The organism is Streptomyces sp. NPDC059009 (assembly GCF_042740175.1).
GTDB lineage: Bacteria > Actinomycetota > Actinomycetes > Streptomycetales > Streptomycetaceae > Streptomyces.
Window position 1 is genome coordinate 210,413 of record NZ_JBHYJB010000002.1, and the last position, 19,253, is coordinate 229,665.

Here is a 19,253-nt window from a genome sequence, read left to right on the forward strand (position 1 = left end):
ACGGCCCACCCTCGGCCCGAAGGCTTAGAAGGGGGGCTCGTCCGAGTAGCCGCCGCCGGAACCGCCGGAGTTTCCACCCCAGCCACCGCCGCCGCCCTGCTGCTGACCGCCGCCGGCAGGCGCACCGGTCGCCCAGGGGTCGTCGGCGGGAGCACCGCCGCCACCCTGCTGCTGACCGCCGCCGGAGCCACCGCCCCAGCCGCCGCCCTGCTGGCCGCCGCCACCGCCGCCGTAACCACCCTGGCCGCCACGGCCCGAGGTCTTGGTGACCTTGGCCGTCGCGTTCTTCAAGCTGGCGCCGACTTCCTCGACGTCCAGCTCGTAGACCGTGCGCTTGATGCCCTCACGGTCCTCGTAAGACCGCTGCTTCAGTCGGCCCTGCACGATGACGCGCATGCCTCGCTGAAGCGACTCTGCGACGTTCTCCGCCGCCTGACGCCAGACCGAGCAGGTCAGGAACAGGCTCTCGCCGTCCTTCCACTCATTGGTCTGCCGGTCGAAAGTGCGGGGAGTGGACGCGACACGGAACTTCGCGACCGCCGCACCGGACGGGGTGAAGCGCAGCTCGGGGTCGTCGACAAGATTGCCGACGACCGTGATGACGGTCTCGCCTGCCATGGGTGAACCTCTCGGCGGGTTTGCTGCTGGCTGCTTGCTGCTACTCGAAACCCGAGTGCCGCTGAGCTAGGAAGCTCAGTGGGTCTCGGGACGGAGGACCTTGGTCCGGAGGACCGACTCGTTCAGGTTCATCTGGCGGTCGAGCTCCTTGACGACCGCAGGCTCGGCCTGCAGGTCGATGACCGAGTAGATGCCCTCGGGCTTCTTCTTGATCTCGTACGAGAGACGACGACGGCCCCAGGTGTCGACCTTCTCCACCTTTCCGTTGCCCTCACGGACGACGGAGAGGAAGTTCTCGATCAGCGGGGAGACAGCACGCTCCTCGAGATCGGGGTCGAGGATGACCATCACCTCGTAGTGACGCATGTGGAACCCACCTCCTTTGGACTCAGCGGCCACGGTCGTTCCGTGGCAGGAGGGTTGTTATGCGTACGCAACGGTATCGGCCGCCACTGACAATCAGGCCCTTCAGAGAAGGACTGCCGTCGTGGCCTGGGCAGACACCGGTGCAGACGGTACAGAGTACCCGCACCGAGGCTTCCGGTTGAAATCCGGCGGCGGGCGGGCAGAATCTGTACACATCGGGTGTCTATGGCGCTACGATGCGCCGCCTTCCGCAGGAGGTGCCTCCCATGGCACAGACAATGCGCCCCACCAACACCGCCACGTCTCTCTTCGCCACGGACGGGAAACCCCATCCCCTCCAGGACACGCTCCTCGGCGTGACCCTGGTGCTCGGCGCCATCGCGTTCGTCACGGCGATGTTCCACAACCTCCACCTCATCAGTTCCTGGACCGGCCTCGTGGGGATCTTCACGGGCGCGTACGGCCAGTTCATCTCGGTGACGACCCGCGAGCGCTTCGGCATGATCCTCGGTCTCGGCGCCTCGGCCGTCGGGTTCTTCCTGAGCATGGCGCACGGCGGTCTCTTCGGCGGAATCGTCGGCTGAACCCCCTCCGGCACCCCGGTCCCGCTCCTGACCGGGGTCCCAGGTTCCATACGCCCAGACGGGGCGCGGGCGGGGCGCAGTAGGCTTCGGCGCGAGAGCCGGAGCCCCTGTACCCATGGGGACAGACCTGCCGAGGAGCGCCCCGCATGAGCCTGACCCTGAGGACCATCGACCGGAAGCTGCATCTGGATTACATCCAGAGCCTGCCGTCGGCGAGTCATTGCCAGGTCCCGGCATGGGCTGATGTGAAGAGCGAGTGGCGTTCGGAGAGCCTGGGCTGGTTCGACGACCGGACCGGCCAGCTGGTCGGTGTGGGCCTGGTCCTCTACCGCCAGCTGCCCAAGGTCAAGCGGTACCTCGCATACCTGCCCGAGGGCCCGGTCATCAACTGGTACGCCCCGAATCTGGACGAGTGGCTGCAGCCGATGCTCGCCCACCTCAAGAAGCAGGGCGCCTTCTCCGTGAAGATGGGCCCGCCCGTCGTGATCCGCCGCTGGGACGCTCCGGCGATCAAGGCAGGCATCCAGAACCCCGACGTGAAGCGGCTGCGCGACACCGAGGCGACGCACATCGAGCCGCGTGCCTTCGAGGTTGCGGACCGGCTGCGCCGCATGGGCTGGCAGCAGGGCGAGGACGGCGGCGCCGGCTTCGGTGACGTCCAGCCCCGCTTCGTCTTCCAGGTGCCGCTGGCCAACCGCTCCCTGGAGGAGGTCCAGAAGGGCTTCAACCAGCTGTGGCGCCGTAACATCAAGAAGGCCGAGAAGGCCGGTGTCGAGGTCGTCCAGGGTGGCTACCAGGACCTCGCCGAGTGGCAGCGCCTCTACGAGATCACGGCGGTGCGCGACAAGTTCCGCCCGCGCCCGCTCGGTTACTTCCAGCAGATGTGGCAGGCCCTCAACTCCGAGGACCCCAACCGCATGCGGCTGTACTTCGCACGGCACAACGGCGTGAACCTGTCGGCCGCGACGATGCTCGTCGTCGGCGGCCACGTCTGGTACTCCTACGGCGCCTCGGACAACATCGGGCGCGAGGTCCGGCCCTCGAACGCGATGCAGTGGCGGATGCTGCGCGACGCGTACGCGATGGGTGCCACCGTCTATGACCTGCGCGGCATCTCCGACTCCCTGGACGAGACGGACCACCTCTTCGGCCTGATCCAGTTCAAGGTCGGCACCGGCGGCGAGGCCGCCGAGTACATCGGCGAGTGGGATTTCCCGCTCAACAAGCTGCTGCACAAGGCCCTCGACATCTACATGTCGCGCCGCTGAACCGGCACACTTTTCTTCCGTACCTCTGACCTCAGACACACCGCAGCCACACGAAAGGTTCCGGACCGGCCATGGCGCTCACGCTCTCCGTCGACACCGCGCGCTGGCGGGCGCATCACAAGCACGTGCTGGAGCAGTTCCCGGGCCTGGTCCCGGTCTGCAAGGGCAACGGCTACGGCTTCGGGCATGAGCGGCTCGCGGAGGAAGCCACGCGCTTCGGCTCCGAGATCCTCGCCGTCGGCACGACGTACGAAGCAGCGCGGATCAAGGACTTCTTCGGGGGCGACCTGCTGGTCCTGACGCCGTTCAGGCGGGGCGAGGAGCCGGTGCCGCTGCCGGACCGGGTCATCCGTTCCGTGTCCTCGCTCGACGGCGTGCACGGCCTCGTCGGGGCCCGCGTGGTCATCGAGGTCATGTCCTCGATGAAGCGCCATGGCGTGAGCGAGCAGGACCTGCCGCAGCTGCACGCGGCCATCGAGGACGTCCGCCTCGAGGGCTTCGCGATCCACCTCCCCCTGGACCGCACCGACGGCTCGGACGCCGTCGAGGAGGTCATCGGCTGGATGGACCGTCTGCGCGCGGCCCGGCTCCCGCTGCACACGATGTTCGTCAGCCACCTCAAGGCCGCCGAACTCGCCCGCCTCCAGCAGCAGTTCCCGCAGACCCGCTTCCGGGCGCGCATCGGCACACAGCTGTGGCTGGGCGACCACGAGGCGACGGAGTACCGCGGAGCGGTGCTCGACGTCACGCGCGTCGCCAAGGGTGACCGCTTCGGCTACCGCCAGCAGAAGGTCGCCTCGGACGGCTACCTGGTCGTCGTCGCGGGCGGCACGTCGCACGGGGTGGGCCTGGAGGCCCCGAAGGCGCTGCACGGCATGATGCCGCGCGCCAAGGGCGTGGCCCGTGCGGGGCTCGCGACCGTCAACCGCAACCTCTCGCCGTTCGTCTGGGCGGGCAAGCAGCGCTGGTTCGCGGAGCCGCCGCACATGCAGGTCTCCATCCTCTTCGTCCCCGCGGACGCGCCGGAGCCCAAGGTGGGCGAGGAACTCGTCGCCCACCTGCGCCACACCACGACGCAGTTCGACCGAATCGTCGACCGCTGACCGCAACTCTGAAGGGCGCAACGCTGAAGGGGCGGACACGGCATCGTGTCCGCCCCTTCAGCGTGTGCATTCAGGAGGAAGCGTCGTCCGCCGTCGTCCCCCACTTCACATACGTGCCTTCGGCCATGTGTGCCGCATGCCGCGGGGGATGGGCCGCCGCTCCGAGAACGAAGACGTCTTCCGCGCCGTCCAGGACCCCGCCCGAGGGGTCGTCGTCCCCGGCCCGCCGCACCACGTCCCGCTCCGGCATCAGAATGTCGCGTACGACCACGACACACAGGTAGAGCGTCCCCAACAGGTGGACGGCGATGGCGAGTTGGTAGCCCTCCGTCGGCAGCCCCTTGTGGGCGTCTCCGCTCGTCGTGTACGCGAGGTACATCCAGATGCCGAGGAAGTACGCCACCTCGCACGCCTGCCAGATCAGGAAGTCCCGCCAGCGCGGCCGGGCCAGGGCGGCCAGGGGGATCAGCCACAGCACGTACTGCGGTGAGTAGACCTTGTTGGTGAGGATGAAGGCCGCGACGACGAGGAACGCGAGCTGCGCGAAGCGCGGGCGTCGTGGGGCCGTGAGGCCGAGCGCACCGACGCCCAGGCACGCCAGCAGCATCAGGGCCGTGGCAAGGGTGTTGACGGTGTCGGTGGTCAGCGGGCTGTCCATGCGCTGGGAGAGGATCAGCCAGATCGACCCGAAGTCGACGCCCCGCTCCTGGCTGAAGGTGTAGAACTTCGCCCAGCCCTCGCGGATGTGGAAGCCCGTCGAGTCGTGCATGACCATCACCGGCAGGTTCACCACGAGCCAGGCACCCACCGTCGCACCCACGGCCGTGCCGAATTCTCGCCACTTGCCGGCGCGCCAACAAAGGATGAGCAGCGGCCCGAGGAGCAGTGCCGGATAGAGCTTGGCGGCCGTGGCGAGCCCGAGCAGCACACCGAAGGCGAGGCTCCGCCCACGTGACCACATCAGCATCGCGGCGGCCGTGAGCGCGACGGCGAAGAGGTCCCAGTTGATGGTGGCCGTCAGCGCGAAGGCGGGCGCGAGCGCGACGAGCAGGCCGTCCCAGGGGCGACGCCGGTGCGTGCGGGCGATGCAGACGGCGATGACCGCTGTGCAGGCCATCAGCATCCCCGCGTTGACCATCCAGTACCACTTCTCCTGGTGCTGGATGGAGCCGTTGCCGGGAGTCAGCCAGGACGCCACCTCCATGAACACCCCGGTGAGCACCGGGTACTCGAGGTACTCCATGTCGCCGGGCAGCTTGTCGAAGTACGGCACGAGACCGTCGGCGAAGCCGCGCCCCTGATAAAGGTGCGGGATGTCGGAGTAGCAGGCGTGCGTGTACTGCGAGCTGGCCCCGAAGAACCAGCCGCCGTTGTAGCAGGGGAACTTCTGCACCATCCCGAGGGCGAACATCCCCAGGGCGACCAGCACGATGACGCGTACGGGGCCCCACCAGGACGCGGTGAACAGCACTCTTCGGCCGACGGGCCCGCCGATCAGCTCACTGCCGGCCGCGGCGACCTCGTCCTCCTTGGTCGGCCGGACCGGCTCCCGCTCCCGCACGCTCGGGGGCTGGTGCTCGCTCGTGGGCGTCATCTCTGCACTGGGCATGCCGCACATCCTGCCGTACGCACCTGGGAACACGTCGAGGGCCGCCGCACCCGGTAGGTGCAGCGGCCCTCGTTTCACGTGAAACACGCGCCGTGCTCGTCGGCTGACTCCTAGGAGCCAGACACCGGAGCGGCCACTGGATCAGCCGCCGTCCGAGCCTCCTAGGAAGCCTCCGCCATTGCCATTGCCGTTACTGCCTCCGGTGCCCCCACCCGTCGGATTGTCCGTGCTCGGTGGCGACTGACCGCCGGTGCCTCCACCGGTGTCGACACCGCCATCGGACGTACCGCCGTCGTTGTTGCACTCCCAGTCATCCCACTCACAGGACTCTGTGGGGTCGGGGGATTCGGACGGCGATTCCGAGGGCTTGCCGCTGTCCGAGGGGGTCGCCGAGGGGGTCTCCGACGGTTCCTCGGTCGGTGTCGGGGTCGGCGTCGGCGGCGGGGTCTCGCCGACGACCTGACCGATCGGTTCCGGCGTCGGGAAGCGCTCGGCGCGCTGGCCCTTCATCGCCTTCTCCATGTAGTCGTGCCAGATCTCCGAGGGGAACGAGGCACCGTGGATCTTCTCTTCGCCGCCCGTGCCGTACATCTCGAGGAACTGGCGCTTCTTGTTGCCCTCGTTGTCGTCGAGCCGGTACATGCTGATCGCGGTCGACAGCTGCGGGGTGTAGCCGACGAACCAGGCGGACTTGTTGCCGTCGGTCGTACCGGTCTTGCCCGCCACGTCACGCCCGGCAAGCTGGGCCTTGGTGCCGGTGCCCTTCTCGACGACGGTCTTCAGCACGTCGGTCACGTTGCTGGCGACGTCCTCGTCGAATGCCTGCTTGGGCTTCACGTCATGCCGGTAGACCGTCTCGCTCTCGTGATCGATGCTCTTCACCGAGAACGGGTCGTTCTGCTTCCCCTTCGCCGCGAACGTGGAGTACGCACCCGCCATGCGGATCGCACTCGGTGACGACGTACCGAGCGAGAAGGAGGGGTAGTTGGCGCTGGCCATCGAGTTGTCGTCGCGGAGCCCCGCGTCCATGGCGGCCTGCTTCACCTTGTCGAGCCCGACGTCCATACCGAGCTGGACATAGGCGGAGTTCACCGACTCGCGCATGGCCTCACGAAGGTCGATCTGGTAGGTCGGCCGGTTGTAGGAGGCGCCGCCGTCATTCTTCTGCAGCCACTCCTTGCCTTCCTTGTCCTGCCAGACCTGGCCGTTGTACTGCTGGATCTTGAGTTTGTTCTTGCCGCTGTACAAGCTCTTCGGATTGACGATCTTGCGCTCACCTGGGCCCTGAACCTCCGGCCCGTCCGGATCGCGAACACCATCCTTGAAGGCAGCCGCCAGGACGAACGGCTTGAAGGTCGAACCGACCTGGGCACCGGTCTGGTCGGCGTTGTTGGTGAAGTGCTTGGTCGCGTCCTCACCGCCGTAGATCGCCTCGATCGCGCCGCTCTTCGGGTTCACCGACGCACCGCCGAACTGGACGTGGGAGTCCTTGTCCGGACGCTTGTCCTTGTTGATCTTGGCCTTGCGTACCTTCTTCACCGCGTCCTCGAGCTCCTTGACCTTGTTTCTGTCGAAGGTCGTGTGGATCTCGTAGCCGCCCAGCTGCAGCTGGTTCTCAGTGATGTTGGTGTTGTTGAGCACGTACGCCTTGGCCAGGCCAACCAGATAGCCGGTCTGACCGCCCAGCTGAGCGTTCGAGCGCGGGTTCTGCGTCTTGGGGAACTTGGTGTACTTGGCCCGCGTCCCGGCGGTCATGCGACCGTCCTTGACCTCCTCGTCGAGGATCCACTTCCACCGCTTCTCAGCCCGAGCCCGGTTGGCATCCTGCGAGGCGGCGGGGTCGACCTCGGGGGAGCCCGCGGGGTCGTAGTAAGTGGCGCCCTTGAGCACCGTCGCCAGGAGAGCGCACTGGCTCGGGTCCAGGTCCTTGGCGTTCTTGTTGAAGTACGTGCGCGCGGCGGCCTGGATGCCGTAAGCGCCCCGGCCGTAGTAGGCGGTGTTGAGGTACCCCGCCATGATCGTTTCCTTCTTCTCCTGGCGGCCCACCTTTATGGAGATGAAGAGTTCCTTGAACTTCCGGCTGAACGTCTGCGACTGGTCACCGAGCCGCGCGTTCTTCACGTACTGCTGAGTGATGGTCGAACCACCTTGGGTCTCCCCGCCCTTGGCCATATTGACCAGGGCACGGGTGATGCCCATCGGGTCGATGCCCTTGTCCTTCTCGAAGGACTTGTTCTCCGCGGACATGACGGCGTACCGCATCTCCTTGGGGATGTCCTCGTACGGGATGATCTGACGGTTGGTCTCGCCGCCGGTCGCGACCATCACCTTGCCGTCGGCCCAGTAGTAGACGTTGTTCTGGGCCAGGGCGGCGTCGTCGACCTTCGGGACCTCCACCAGCGCGTACGCGATGCCCGCGACGGCCATCAGACTGCCGACGAACGCGATGAAGAGGCCGGAGATCAGGCGCCACGAAGGGATCCAGCGCCGCACCCCGTGCCTGCCCGCCCGCGGGTAGTCGATGAAGCGCTTCTTGCGGGGCGGCTCGAAGCCACGTCCCCGGCCGCGCCCCGGACCTCCGGGGCCACCGGGTCCACCGCCGCGTCGCCCTCCGCCGCCACCGCGCCCGCCCCCGTCGGGGGCTCTGCGGTGCCCGCTGCCGGCGGCCGAACCACTGCGCTGCGCTGCGCGCCGCGCCTCGGCCCGGCCACCGTACGGTCGTTCCCCGCCCTCGGAAGGACCGGAACCATACGAGGAAGAGGGCGATCCTGTGGCGCCCCGCGGTGCTGCGCGACGGCCGGACGGTGCGCCGGAAGCGCCGCGTCGGGCCGCGGCACGTCCGCCGCCCTGCGGCTGCGGCGGTTTGCGACGGTGCTCGCTCATCGAACGATTACTCCTCGGGCAGGCGCGGGCATCCGCGCCTGGAAACGGCGGCTGGTTTCCGGTCCCCCCGACGTGCGGATGCGCCCATTCCGGCACCCACCCGCACCACACCGGGGACGACGACGCTCCCATACGTCACTTGGTTCCCGGCGGTTTGCATGGCGCACAGACTACGCACCGTCAAAACCCTCGTAGCCCCGAAGTTCACCCCAAATCAGGCAAGTTACTTCCTACGAATCGGTGATGTGACGCCGTTCACCGTCCCCCCTCTTGCCCCAGCCGGATGGCCGTTCTATCGTCACGATGTATCGAGTCGATACATCAGCTCGGCATAAAGTCCGCGCCAACGGTTCGCGACAGAAAGGGGGCGGCGATGAGCAGGCGCTCCGGCATCCTCGAGTTCGCCGTACTCGGTCTGCTGCGCGAGTCCCCGATGCACGGCTATGAGCTGCGTAAACGACTCAATACATCGCTCGGAGTCTTCCGTGCCTTCAGTTACGGGACCCTGTACCCCTGCCTCAAGACGCTGGTCGCCAACGGCTGGTTGATCGAGGAGCCGGGCACGGGATCCGACGAGGCCCTGGCCGCACCACTCTCAGGGCGTCGCGCCAAGATCGTCTACCGATTGACAGCAGAAGGTAAGGAACACTTCGAGGACCTGCTCTCGCAGACCGGCCCCGATGCGTACGAGGACGAGCACTTCGCCGCCCGCTTCGCCTTTTTCGGCCAAACTTCGCGAGACGTACGCATGCGCGTGCTCGAAGGGCGGCGCAGCCGTCTGGAGGAGCGCCTGGAGAAGATGCGGGCCTCACTGGCCCGCACCCGGGAGCGCCTCGACGATTACACGCTTGAGCTGCAGCGGCACGGCATGGAGTCCGTGGAGCGCGAAGTGCGCTGGCTGAACGAGCTCATCGAGAGCGAGCGCGCCGGACGCGACCAGCAACGGTCGACGCCGGACGGCTCCGCTCAGCAGGACAGCACATCTGGGGAGTCGGGCGGCCTGCCCCGGCGGCGAGGCAGCACCTCGCCGCCGGATCCGTCCGATGACACCGCCACGTGACCTCCGCGATCCGCGGGGTCACATCCGGAATACCGAGATCACACAGGGAGCAACCGGAATGGGTTCGGTTCGCGTAGCCATCGTCGGCGTGGGCAACTGCGCCGCCTCGCTGGTCCAGGGCGTCGAGTTCTACAAGGATGCCGACCCGGACACCAAGGTCCCGGGCCTCATGCACGTCCAGTTCGGCGACTACCACGTCGGTGACGTCGAGTTCGTCGCCGCGTTCGACGTCGACGCGAAGAAGGTCGGCCTCGACCTCGCGGACGCCATCGGTGCCAGCGAGAACAACACCATCAAGATCTGCGACGTGCCCAACAGCGGCGTCCAGGTCCAGCGTGGCCACACCCTCGACGGCCTGGGCAAGTACTACCGCGAGACCATCGAGGAGTCCGCCGAGGCCCCGGTCGACGTCGTCCAGATCCTCAAGGACAAGCAGGTCGACGTCCTCGTCTGCTACCTGCCCGTCGGTTCCGAGGACGCCGCGAAGTACTACGCGCAGTGCGCCATCGACGCCAAGGTCGCCTTCGTGAACGCCCTCCCGGTGTTCATCGCCGGCACCAAGGAGTGGGCCGACAAGTTCACCGAGGCCGGCGTGCCGATCGTCGGTGACGACATCAAGTCGCAGGTCGGCGCCACCATCACGCACCGTGTGATGGCCAAGCTGTTCGAGGACCGCGGTGTCCGTCTTGAGCGCACCATGCAGCTCAACGTCGGCGGCAACATGGACTTCAAGAACATGCTCGAGCGCGACCGCCTCGAGTCCAAGAAGATCTCGAAGACGCAGGCCGTCACCTCGCAGATCCCGGACCGCGACCTGGGCGAGAAGAACGTCCACATCGGCCCGTCCGACTACGTCGCGTGGCTCGACGACCGCAAGTGGGCCTACGTCCGCCTCGAGGGCCGTGCCTTCGGTGAGGTCCCGCTGAACCTGGAGTACAAGCTCGAGGTCTGGGACTCCCCGAACTCGGCCGGTGTCATCATCGACGCCCTGCGCGCCGCGAAGATCGCCAAGGACCGCGGCATCGGCGGCCCGATCCTCTCCGCGTCCTCGTACTTCATGAAGTCCCCGCCGGTGCAGTACTTCGACGACGAGGCGTTCGAGAACGTCGAGAAGTTCATCAAGGGCGAGGTCGAGCGCTAACCAGACCCAGAGGGGCAGCACAGCTCCTTCTCCCGGTCTGTCGAGGGCCCCGGAGCGTACACGTCGTACGCGCCGGGGCCCTCCTCGTATGTGAGGCTGTGCCCATGGCTGTCGTACGTGACCTGCGCGTACTCCTGCGCTTCCAGGCGTTTCGACGCCTGCTCGCCATACGCCTGCTGTCCCAGGGCGCGGACGGCGTCTATCAGGTCGCGCTCGCCACCTACGTCGTCTTCTCACCGGAGAAGCAGACCTCCGCCACGGCCATCGCCTCCGCGATGGCCGTGCTCCTCCTGCCGTACTCCCTCGTCGGTCCCTTCGCGGGCGTGCTGCTGGACCGCTGGCAGCGGCGACAGGTTTTCCTGTACGGGAATCTGCTGCGGGCCGCGCTGGCCTCGCTGACCGCCTTGCTGATGCTGAGCTCGGCACCGGACTGGCTCTTCTACGCCTCCGCGCTGTGCGTCACGGCCGTCAACCGCTTTGTCCTGGCGGGGCTTTCGGCCGCGCTGCCCCGCGTGGTCGACACCGAGCGCCTCGTCATCGCCAACTCCCTCTCTCCGACGGCCGGGACGCTCGCGGCCACCATGGGCGGTGTACTCGCCTTCGCCGTGCGCCTGCTGGTGGCGGACTCGGACGCGGCGGTGGTCCTCCTCGGGGCCGTCCTCTACCTCTGCTCGGCCCTCTCGTCACTGACCCTGACGCGGGAACTGCTCGGTCCCGACCCGGAGTTGGTGCAGTCACGCCTCGGAACGGCTCTGGCCAGCACGGCACAGGGTCTGCGCGAGGGTGTCCGGCACCTCTGGGAACGCCCCGCGGCAGCCCGCTCTCTCACCGCGATGACGCTCATGCGCTTCTGCTACGGCGCGCTTCTGGTCATGGTGCTGATGCTCTGCCGGTACGCGTGGAGTTCGACGGAGACCGATGGTCTCGCGCTCCTCGGGCTCGCCGCGGTGGTCTCGGCGGCGGGGTTCTTCGTCGCGGCGGTGGTGACGCCCGCGGCGGTGGACCGGCTCGGTCCCGCGGGCTGGATTGCCGGATGCGCGGGCACGGCAGCGGTCCTCGAACCCGCCCTCAGCCTGTCCTTCGCCCCCATCCCCATACTCATCGCCGCCTTCGTGCTCGGCCTGACGACGCAAGGCGCGAAGATCGCCACGGACACGGTGATGCAGTCCTCGGTGGACGACGGCTTCCGCGGCCGGATCTTCTCCCTCTACGACGTGCTCTTCAACGTCGCATTCGTCGCCGCGGCCGCGGTGGCCGCGCTGATGCTGCCGCCTGACGGCCGATCGGTTCCGCTCGCGATCTCAGTTGCCTTGATCTACGCGGCAGTTGCTGCGCTTATGACCCGATTCAGCGCACAGTAAGTGTTACATCAGTGCCACAGAGAACCCTCTGGGTTCAGAGTTGCCATAGGGGCCAGATAGCTTACGGGGCGTCGTATCCGCGCCATCGCGCTCTCGTTCTAGGGGGACCCCCAAAGTGACCACTCCGCCGCCCCACGGCCAGAACCCGTACCCGCCCCAGGGCCAGAACCCCTACGGCCAGCCGCAGGGCGCCCCATACGGTCAGCCGCAGGGCGGCGCCCCGTACGGCCAGCAGGCTCCCACCGCTCCGTACCCCCCGCAGCAGGGCCAGCCGGGCATGCCGCAGCAGCCGTATCAGCAGTTCAACCAGGGGGGTCCGGTACCGCCGCCGGCTCCGGCGCGGCCCCGCCGCCCCTTCAAGACCTACCTCCGCGCCGGAGCCGTCGTGCTCGGCCTCATAGCGCTCGGAGTCGGCTGGCTGGCCAGCCGGGACGATGCGGAGACAGCGGCGGTCGGCGACTGCATGCACCGGGGCAGCTCTGACGACAGCCACCCCGACCTCGAGGTTGTCGGTTGCGACGACTCCAAGGCGCAGTACAAGGTGCTCGCCAAGATCGAAGGCACCTACACGGGCCTCCTGGCCGACAGTAAGTGCAAGGCTGAGGCCAAGGACTTCCAGTACGCCTACACGCAGTCGGGTAAGGGAACGGACTTCGTGCTCTGCCTCAAGGACTACAAGCAGTAGGCGTTCCAATCGCGGAGGGGGCGTTGTTTAACTGTTAAAAAAACCCCCCACCCCCAACAACAACCCCACCCCCCCCCCCCGCCCGAGTGGGTGGGCGGTGTTTTTCACCACCCCCACCCCCCCCCCCCCCCGCCAGCGTCAGCCCTCCGACTGCTCCGCCCACCACCCCTTGAGCGCAGCCACCGCCGCATCCCGCTCCATCGGCCCGTTCTCCAGCCGCAGTTCCAGCAGGAACTTGTACGCCTTGCCGATCACAGGGCCCGGCCCCACGTCCAGGACCTGCATGATCTCGTTGCCGTCGAGGTCCGGCCGGATCGAGTCGAGCTCCTCTTGCTCCTGGAGCCGGGCGATGCGCTCCTCCAGGCCGTCGTAGGCCCGCGACAGCGCATTGGCCTTGCGCTTGTTGCGGGTCGTGCAGTCGGAGCGTGTGAGCTTGTGGAGGCGGGACAGCAGCGGGCCCGCATCGCGGACGTAGCGGCGTACGGCCGAGTCCGTCCACTCACCTGTGCCGTAGCCGTGGAAGCGCAGGTGGAGCTCGACGAGGCGCGAGACGTCCTTCACCAGCTCGTTGGAGTACTTGAGCGCCGTCATGCGCTTCTTCGTCATCTTCGCGCCCACCACCTCGTGGTGGTGGAACGAGACCCGACCGTCCTGCTCGAAGCGACGCGTCCTGGGCTTGCCGATGTCGTGAAGCAGGGCGGCAAGACGCAGGGTCAGGTCGGGGCCGTCCGTCTCCAGGGCCATCGCCTGCTCCAGGACGATCAGCGTGTGGTCGTAGACGTCCTTGTGCCGGTGGTGCTCGTCACGCTCCAGGCGCAGAGCAGGGAGCTCGGGCAGGACGTACTCCGCGAGCCCGGTGTCGACCAGCAGGGCCAGGCCCTTACGCGGGTGAGCGGAGAGGATCAGCTTGTTCAGCTCGTCCCGCACCCGTTCCGCCGAGACGATCTTGATGCGCTCGGCCATCGCCTTCATCGCGGCGACGACCTCCGGGGCGACCTCGAAGTCCAGCTGAGCGGCGAAGCGTGCCGCACGCATCATCCGCAGCGGGTCGTCGGAGAAGGACTCCTCGGGAGTACCGGGGGTGCGCAGGATGCGCTGTGCCAGGTCTTCGAGTCCCCCGTGCGGGTCGATGAACTCCTTCTCCGGGAGCGCCACCGCCATCGCGTTCACGGTGAAGTCACGGCGGACGAGGTCTTCCTCGATGGAGTTGCCATAGGACACCTCCGGCTTGCGCGAGGAACGGTCGTACGCCTCGGAGCGGTACGTCGTGACCTCGATGTCGAAGCGCTGCTGGGTATCTCCGACGCGGGCGTCCTTCTGGCAGCCGACCGTGCCGAAGGCGATCCCGACCTCCCACACCGCATCCGCCCACGGCCGCACGATCTTCAGCACGTCGTCGGGACGCGCGTCCGTCGTGAAGTCCAGGTCGTTGCCGAGCCGGCCAAGGAGCGCGTCCCGGACCGAGCCGCCGACCAGAGCAAGGGAGAACCCGGCCTCCTGGAAGCGGCGGGCCAGGTCGTCCGCGGCGGGGGAAACGCGCAGCAGTTCGCTGACCGCACGGCGTTGCACCTGGCTCAGTTCAGTGGGGTTGTCCTCAGGGACGTCATTGGCGTTCGGCACAACAGAAAAGGGTACGTGCCCCGAACCCCCACGGCCGACCGGATTCCCTGGGCGCTCCCCGAGGCCGCCGTCCCGCCCCGACCAGGTCGTCCGATCATGTGGAGCAGTCCGCGGCACTTCGCCACAGCGCGCATCGTTACCATGCGTGGACGCACAACCGACGACCACTGACGACGATGAGGGACGGGCGAACGCGTGGCCGAGGCGGCAGACAACCCGGGGACGAGTCCCGCACCTGCCCGCCGCTGGCTGCGGCGCACGGCGGCACTGCTGGCAGGCGCCCCCCTGCTGGCCGGACTGCTCCAGCTCCCGGCCACTTCCCCCGCGCACGCCGAGGTGCCCACCGCGAAGGCCGACGCCACCGGCTCCAAGACGGTCGACGTCTCCCTGAACAAGCTCACGCCCTCCGCCCCCGTGGACGGCGACTCCGTCACCGTCTCCGGCACCGTCACCAACGACGGCAAGCAAACGGTCACAGAGGCCCAGGTCGGCCTGCGCGTGGGACCGACTCTGAACAGCCGTAGCCAGATCGACAGCGCCGCCAAGCGCACGGGCTATCTTCCGGGCGCCGACGGCACGGAGATCGGCGGCAAGTACGTCCAGAAGTTCGCCAAGCTGGCGCCCGGCGTGCCCCATGACTTCAAGATCTCCGTCCCGGTCAAGGACCTCGATCTCGGCACCGACGGCGTCTACCAGCTCGGCGTCGCACTCACGGGCCAGACGGCCGCCCAGCCGTACTCGCAGGTGCTCGGAATCGAGCGGACCTTCCTGCCGTGGCAGTCCGAGCCCTCCGAGACGAAGACCAAGACGACGTATCTGTGGCCGCTGATCTCCCGGATCCACCTCACGGCGGAGACCGGCTCGGACGAGGAGCAGACGCCGGTCTTCAAGGACGACGACCTCGGCAAGGAACTCGCCCCCGGCGGACGCCTCGAGCAGATGCTCTCCCTGGGCCGCGACCTCGACGTCACGTGGGTCATCGATCCGGACCTGCTGGCCGCCGTCGACGCCATGACGGACAGCTACCGCGTGCAGAGCGAGGACGGGAAGACCCTCACCGCGGGAAAGCACCAGGCGGACGCGAATCGCTGGCTCAATGAGCTGGAGCAGACCGTCCAGGACAAGAAGGTCGTCGCGCTGCCCTACGCGGACCCCGACATCGCCTCCCTCGCACACAACGGCAAGGCGGTCACCGGGTCCCTCGGCCACCTGAAGGGAGCCACCGACGTCGGGGCCGACGCGGTGGAGACGATCCTCCACGTCAAGCCGAGCTCCGACTTCGCCTGGCCCGCGGACGGCGCGATCGACCCCTCGATCGTCGACGTGGCCACCTCGGCCGGCGCCCACACCGTGATCTCCCGCAGTGACAGCCTGCGGGAGACCGGCGGCCTGCTGTACACGCCCACCGCGGCCCGTCCCATCGGTGGCGGGACGACGGCGGTGGTCGCCGATGCGAGGCTCTCCACGGCCTTCCAGGGCGATATGACGGACGCGGAGGACTCCACTCTCGCCGTCCAGGAGTTCGTGGCCCAGAGCCAGATGATCACGCTTCAGGACCCGGAGAAGCAGCGCAGCATCGTCGTCGCCCCGCAGCGGATGCCCACCGCGAGCCAGGCCCAGGCCATGGCGAAGGCCGTCGCCGCGCTCGACGACGGCGGCTGGTCGGAGCCCCAGGACCTGACCGCGGCGGCCAAGGCGAAGCCGGACCCCGGCGCCACCACGCAGGTGCCCTCGACGGCGGCCTACCCGCAGTCGCTGCGCAAGCAGGAGCTGCCGCGCAAGGCGTTCGAGACCATCCAGAACACCCAGGACAAGCTCGATCGCTTCAAGGTGATCCTCAGCGAGCCCGACCGCGTCGTGACCCCCTTCGGGCGGGCCATAGACCGTGAGATGGCCACGTCCTGGCGGGGGCACCCCGGCGCGGCGGAGGACTACGGCACGAGCGTCGAGAGCTACCTCGGCAAGCTCACCGAGCAGGTGTCGCTGATCAAGAAGTCCGACGCCCAGCTCTCCGGGCGCAGCGCGACCATCCCGGTCACGGTCCAGAACAACCTGGTGCAGAACGTCGACCACCTGGTCCTGCGCCTGACGTCGACGAACCCGACCCGCCTCAAGATCGGTGACGGCCCGTACCAGGAGCAGCAGGTCAAGATCTCCGGCGGGCACAGCCAGTCGGTGAAGTTCACCACGACCGCCAACGCCAACGGTCCGGTCCCCGTGTTCGCCCAGCTCTACACGGAAGACGGGCAGCCGTACGGTGACCCGGTCCGGTTCGACGTCAACGTCACCGAGATCACCCTGACGGTGATGCTGGTCATCGCCGGCGGCATCCTGCTGCTCGTCCTCGCCGGATTCCGCATGTACACCCAGCGCAAGCGCGCAGCCCGGGAACGCGCCGAACAGGGCGCCGACGAGGGCCCCGACGGGGAATCGGGGACCGCCTCCGGGGAAGACGACCCCGAGCAGCCGAGTGACCCGACGCCGGACACCGCTCCGGAAAGCACCGACCCGTCCGACACGGGTGAGAGAGTGGACCGTTGAGCGAAGTCGTGGCCCGTGGGCCCGGGGACGATGAGGTGGGGTAACCATGAACGCGCCGTACGACGGTGACCGCGGCCAGGGCGCGGGCGGCTCTGCCTCGGCCGGGGGCCCGCCTCCCGGCCCCCATGAGAACGGCCAGGTTCCACAGCAGCCCGCACCGGACGCCTACCTCCAGGACGCCTACGCCCAGGATCCCTACCGGGCGCAGGACCTCTCCGCGCAGGACCCGGTGACCGAGGCGCTCTACGACCGCGCCGCGCACCCCCCGCCGCCCCCGGGGACGTATCAGCAGCAACAGCCTCTCTACTCCCAGCCGCCCTCGCCGCAGCACGCCCCCGACCCCCGGGTGTGGGCGCAGACCCCGCCGCCCGAGCCGGAGGGGCCGACCCGGCACCTCCCGTACGGCGACGACGCCCGCACGACGCAGTTCGTCGGCGTGGACGACCTCGTGACACAGGCCGGGGAGGACCGTCAGGAGCCGGACGCCTTCGCGCACCTCTTCCGGGACCAGCAGCCCGGCGGCTACCGGAGCCAGCCGACCGGCTACCCGGCCCAGGGCTACCCGGCTCAGCAGGGCGTCGGCTACCCGGCCCAACAGGGCGGCTATCCCCAGGGCGAGGGCTACCCGCAGAACAACGGCTACCAGCAGCCCCAAGAGGGCTACTCGCCGGCCGAGCCCCCCGGTGCCCCGACTCCTCCGGCTCCCGCCCCCGCGGCCGCGCCCAAGAAGTCAGGCGGCCGCGCCTCGAGCCTGCTGAAGTCGAGCGCCGTGATGGCGGCCGGCACCATCGTCTCCCGCCTCACCGGCTTCTTGCGGACGCTGGTCATGGCCGCCGCGATCGGCGTCGGCCTGCTCAACGACTCGTACCAGGTGGCCAACACGCTGCCGACGATGATCTACGTCCTCGTCGGCGGCGGTGCCTTGAACGCCGTCTTCATCCCGCAGCTCGTGCGCTCCATGAAGAACGACGACGACGGCGGCGAGGGCTACGCCAACCGACTGCTCACCCTGGTGATGGTCCTGATGGCGGGCGTGACCGTCATCTGTGTGGTCGCGGCGCCGCTCTTCGTCCGCATGATGTCGCCGACGATCGCGGACGACCCCATCCGCATGGACGTCACGGTCACCTTCACGCGCTTCTGCATCCCGACCATGTTCTTCATGGGCGTTCACGTCGTACTCGGACAGATCCTCAACGCCCGCGGCCACTTCGGCGCGATGATGTGGACCCCGGTCCTCAACAACGTCGTGGTCATCGCCACCTTCGGCGCCTTCATCTGGGCCTTCGGCGGCTTCACCGACTCCGGCGTCACGCCGTCCAACATCACGCCGGACGGCGTACGCCTGCTGGGCCTCGGCACGCTGCTCGGCCTGATCGTGCAAGCCCTGGCGATGCTGCCGTACCTGCGCGAGGCGGGATTCAAGCTGCGGCTCCGGTTCGACTGGCGCGGCCACGGCCTCGGCAAGGCGGCCCGGCTCGCAAAGTGGACCTTCTTCTTCGTCCTCGCCAACCAGCTCGGCATGGTCGTCGTCACCCAGCTCGCCACCAGCGCCGGTACAACGGCGGCCCACGAGGGCCACGCGGGCACCGGCATCACCGCGTACAACTACGCGCTGCTGCTCTGGCAGATGCCCCAGGCCATCATCACGGTCTCGGTGATGACCGCGATCCTGCCCCGCATCTCCCGCTCCGCCAACGACGGTGACCCCGCCGCAGTCCGCGACGACCTCTCCCACGGCCTGCGCACCTCGGCCGTGGCGATCGTGCCCTGCGCCTTCGCCTTCCTTGCCCTCGGCGTGCCGATGGCGACCCTGCTGTACTCCGGATCCGGTTCGGGCGCGCAGAACATCGGCTACACGCTGATGGCCTTCGGCCTCGGCCTGATTCCGTACTCCGTGCAGTACGTCGTCCTGAGGGGCTTCTACGCCTACGAGGACACGCGGACGCCCTTCTACAACACGGTCATCGTCGCGCTCGTCAACGCGGCGGCGTCGGCGCTCTGCTTCCTCGTCCTGCCCGCCCGCTGGGCTGTCGTCGGCATGGGCGCCTCCTACGGCCTCGCCTACGCGGTCGGGGTCGGTGTGGCCTGGCAGCGGCTGCGCAAGCGGCTGGGCGGCGACCTGGACGGCGCGCAGGTGGCTCGTACGTACACCCGGCTGATCGGCGCCTCGGTCCCGGCGGCCCTCGCCGGCGGCGCCGTCGGCTTCGCGATCCTCAGGGCTCTGGGCAGCGGGGCCATCAGCTCGCTCGCGGCGCTGGTCGTCGGCGGAGTGGTCCTCGGCGGAGTCTTCTTCGTCGCCGCCCGGAAGATGCGCATCGCGGAGCTCAACTCCATGGTCGGCATGGTCCGCGGGCGCCTCGGCCGCTGACTTCACGGGGTTCGCACAACCATCGTCGGCCACCGCGTGTCGT

At 68.3% G+C, this 19,253-nt stretch carries 14 protein-coding genes; 9 read left to right on the forward strand and 5 right to left on the reverse strand.

Going from position 1 to position 19,253, the window contains the following annotated elements; translation table 11 throughout:
• Positions 1–24: 24 nt before the first annotated feature.
• Positions 25–618: a single-stranded DNA-binding protein gene (locus ACFWYM_RS02815; RefSeq protein ID WP_384829166.1), complete on the reverse strand. Its 594-nt coding sequence runs from the start codon at positions 616–618 to the stop codon at positions 25–27.
• A 75-nt stretch (positions 619–693) separates the two neighbouring features.
• Positions 694–984, reverse strand: coding sequence for a 30S ribosomal protein S6 (rpsF, locus tag ACFWYM_RS02820; protein WP_006604399.1), 291 nt, complete (start codon positions 982–984; stop codon positions 694–696).
• A 266-nt stretch (positions 985–1,250) separates the two neighbouring features.
• On the opposite strand from rpsF, the gene ACFWYM_RS02825 reads away from it, so the two are divergent.
• The 3 genes from ACFWYM_RS02825 (at position 1,251) to ACFWYM_RS02835 (ending at position 3,939) form a co-directional block, all read left to right on the forward strand.
• A complete protein-coding gene (locus ACFWYM_RS02825; protein ID WP_384829168.1) occupies positions 1,251–1,568 on the forward strand; it encodes a hypothetical protein in 318 nt (105 codons plus the stop codon).
• Positions 1,569–1,714: 146 nt separating this feature from the next.
• A complete protein-coding gene (locus ACFWYM_RS02830; RefSeq protein ID WP_384829170.1) occupies positions 1,715–2,836 on the forward strand; it encodes a lipid II:glycine glycyltransferase FemX in 1,122 nt (373 codons plus the stop codon).
• A gap of 71 nt (positions 2,837–2,907) precedes the next feature.
• A complete protein-coding gene (locus ACFWYM_RS02835) occupies positions 2,908–3,939 on the forward strand; it encodes an alanine racemase (protein ID WP_384829172.1) in 1,032 nt (343 codons plus the stop codon).
• Positions 3,940–4,009: 70 nt separating this feature from the next.
• Here the strand turns inward: ACFWYM_RS02835 and ACFWYM_RS02840 are convergent, their stop codons facing one another.
• Both ACFWYM_RS02840 and ACFWYM_RS02845 read right to left on the reverse strand, forming a co-directional pair.
• On the reverse strand, positions 4,010–5,557 hold the full coding sequence (locus tag ACFWYM_RS02840; RefSeq protein ID WP_384829174.1) for a glycosyltransferase family 87 protein: 1,548 nt from the start codon (positions 5,555–5,557) through the stop codon (positions 4,010–4,012).
• 132 nt (positions 5,558–5,689) lie between these two features.
• Positions 5,690–8,431, reverse strand: a complete 2,742-nt coding sequence (locus ACFWYM_RS02845; RefSeq protein ID WP_384829176.1) for a transglycosylase domain-containing protein — start codon at positions 8,429–8,431, stop codon at positions 5,690–5,692.
• 373 nt (positions 8,432–8,804) lie between these two features.
• On the opposite strand from ACFWYM_RS02845, the gene ACFWYM_RS02850 reads away from it, so the two are divergent.
• The 4 genes from ACFWYM_RS02850 (at position 8,805) to ACFWYM_RS02865 (ending at position 12,678) form a co-directional block, all read left to right on the forward strand.
• A complete protein-coding gene (locus ACFWYM_RS02850) occupies positions 8,805–9,491 on the forward strand; it encodes a helix-turn-helix transcriptional regulator (protein WP_384829178.1) in 687 nt (228 codons plus the stop codon).
• Positions 9,492–9,549: 58 nt separating this feature from the next.
• A complete protein-coding gene (locus tag ACFWYM_RS02855) occupies positions 9,550–10,632 on the forward strand; it encodes an inositol-3-phosphate synthase (protein WP_384829180.1) in 1,083 nt (360 codons plus the stop codon).
• A gap of 104 nt (positions 10,633–10,736) precedes the next feature.
• Positions 10,737–11,993 (forward strand): MFS transporter, encoded by a 1,257-nt coding sequence (locus ACFWYM_RS02860; protein WP_384829182.1) that lies wholly within the window; start codon positions 10,737–10,739, stop codon positions 11,991–11,993.
• A 115-nt stretch (positions 11,994–12,108) separates the two neighbouring features.
• Positions 12,109–12,678: a hypothetical protein gene (locus ACFWYM_RS02865; RefSeq protein WP_384829184.1), complete on the forward strand. Its 570-nt coding sequence runs from the start codon at positions 12,109–12,111 to the stop codon at positions 12,676–12,678.
• Between the two features lie 138 nt (positions 12,679–12,816).
• Here ACFWYM_RS02865 and ACFWYM_RS02870 read toward each other — a convergent pair whose 3' ends face one another.
• Positions 12,817–14,298, reverse strand: coding sequence for a CCA tRNA nucleotidyltransferase (locus ACFWYM_RS02870; RefSeq protein ID WP_384829186.1), 1,482 nt, complete (start codon positions 14,296–14,298; stop codon positions 12,817–12,819).
• Positions 14,299–14,493: 195 nt separating this feature from the next.
• On the opposite strand from ACFWYM_RS02870, the gene ACFWYM_RS02875 reads away from it, so the two are divergent.
• Both ACFWYM_RS02875 and murJ read left to right on the forward strand, forming a co-directional pair.
• Positions 14,494–16,839: a DUF6049 family protein gene (locus tag ACFWYM_RS02875; RefSeq protein ID WP_384829188.1), complete on the forward strand. Its 2,346-nt coding sequence runs from the start codon at positions 14,494–14,496 to the stop codon at positions 16,837–16,839.
• A 46-nt stretch (positions 16,840–16,885) separates the two neighbouring features.
• Positions 16,886–19,210: a murein biosynthesis integral membrane protein MurJ gene (gene murJ / locus ACFWYM_RS02880; protein WP_384829191.1), complete on the forward strand. Its 2,325-nt coding sequence runs from the start codon at positions 16,886–16,888 to the stop codon at positions 19,208–19,210.
• Positions 19,211–19,253: the final 43 nt, after the last annotated feature.

What these genes read in the sequence shown, in the direction of transcription:
- ACFWYM_RS02815 (WP_384829166.1), bottom strand. Translation starts at nt 618, where the DNA reads ATGGCAGGCGAGACCGTCATCACGGTCGTCGGCAATCTTGTCGACGAC.
- rpsF (WP_006604399.1), bottom strand. Translation starts at nt 984, where the DNA reads ATGCGTCACTACGAGGTGATGGTCATCCTCGACCCCGATCTCGAGGAG.
- ACFWYM_RS02825 (WP_384829168.1), top strand. Translation starts at nt 1,251, where the DNA reads ATGGCACAGACAATGCGCCCCACCAACACCGCCACGTCTCTCTTCGCC.
- ACFWYM_RS02830 (WP_384829170.1), top strand. Translation starts at nt 1,715, where the DNA reads ATGAGCCTGACCCTGAGGACCATCGACCGGAAGCTGCATCTGGATTAC.
- ACFWYM_RS02835 (WP_384829172.1), top strand. Translation starts at nt 2,908, where the DNA reads ATGGCGCTCACGCTCTCCGTCGACACCGCGCGCTGGCGGGCGCATCAC.
- ACFWYM_RS02840 (WP_384829174.1), bottom strand. Translation starts at nt 5,557, where the DNA reads ATGTGCGGCATGCCCAGTGCAGAGATGACGCCCACGAGCGAGCACCAG.
- ACFWYM_RS02845 (WP_384829176.1), bottom strand. Translation starts at nt 8,431, where the DNA reads ATGAGCGAGCACCGTCGCAAACCGCCGCAGCCGCAGGGCGGCGGACGT.
- ACFWYM_RS02850 (WP_384829178.1), top strand. Translation starts at nt 8,805, where the DNA reads ATGAGCAGGCGCTCCGGCATCCTCGAGTTCGCCGTACTCGGTCTGCTG.
- ACFWYM_RS02855 (WP_384829180.1), top strand. Translation starts at nt 9,550, where the DNA reads ATGGGTTCGGTTCGCGTAGCCATCGTCGGCGTGGGCAACTGCGCCGCC.
- ACFWYM_RS02860 (WP_384829182.1), top strand. Translation starts at nt 10,737, where the DNA reads ATGGCTGTCGTACGTGACCTGCGCGTACTCCTGCGCTTCCAGGCGTTT.
- murJ (WP_384829191.1), top strand. Translation starts at nt 16,886, where the DNA reads ATGAACGCGCCGTACGACGGTGACCGCGGCCAGGGCGCGGGCGGCTCT.